At 64.0% G+C, this 533-nt stretch carries 1 protein-coding gene; it reads left to right on the forward strand.

Features of this window, described 5'->3' with window-relative positions; genetic code table 11:
- Positions 1 to 37 precede the first annotated feature (37 nt).
- A partial coding sequence (locus tag LIG30_RS01985) for an ABC transporter ATP-binding protein (RefSeq protein ID WP_038709225.1) occupies positions 38 to 533 on the forward strand: 496 nt, incomplete at its 3' end.

The following is a 533-nucleotide window of genomic DNA, read 5'->3' on the forward strand; positions in this document are numbered from 1 at the left end:
CACGCCTGCAATCCGTGATGAACGAATGGTGAAACTCATGCAATCGATTCCCAGTCCCGACGCAGCGCGACACGCGCAACCGGCCGCCACGGCCCGTGTGAAGAACGACGCGTTCGTGCGCATCGAAAACGTCGTGAAGAAATTCGGCGACAGCACCGCCGTCGACAACGTGAACCTGACGATCGCGAAGAACGAACTGTTCGCATTGCTCGGCAGTTCCGGTTGCGGCAAGTCCACGCTGCTGCGCATGCTCGCGGGCCTCGAGACCGCGACCTCCGGCAAGATCTTCGTCGACGGCGAGGATCTCGCGACGCTGCCGCCGTACCGCCGCCCGGTGAACATGATGTTCCAGTCTTACGCACTGTTTCCGCACATGACGGTGGAGTCGAACGTCGCGTTCGGGCTGAAGCAGGAAGGCACGCCGAAGAACGAGATCGCGGAACGCGTCGCCGACGCGCTCGCGCTCGTGCAGATGAGCAAGTACGCGAAGCGCACGCCGCCCCAGCTGTCGGGCGGCCAGCAGCAGCGCGTCG

Origin of the sequence: Burkholderia sp. lig30 (assembly GCF_000687455.2) — a bacterium.
GTDB lineage: Bacteria > Pseudomonadota > Gammaproteobacteria > Burkholderiales > Burkholderiaceae > Burkholderia.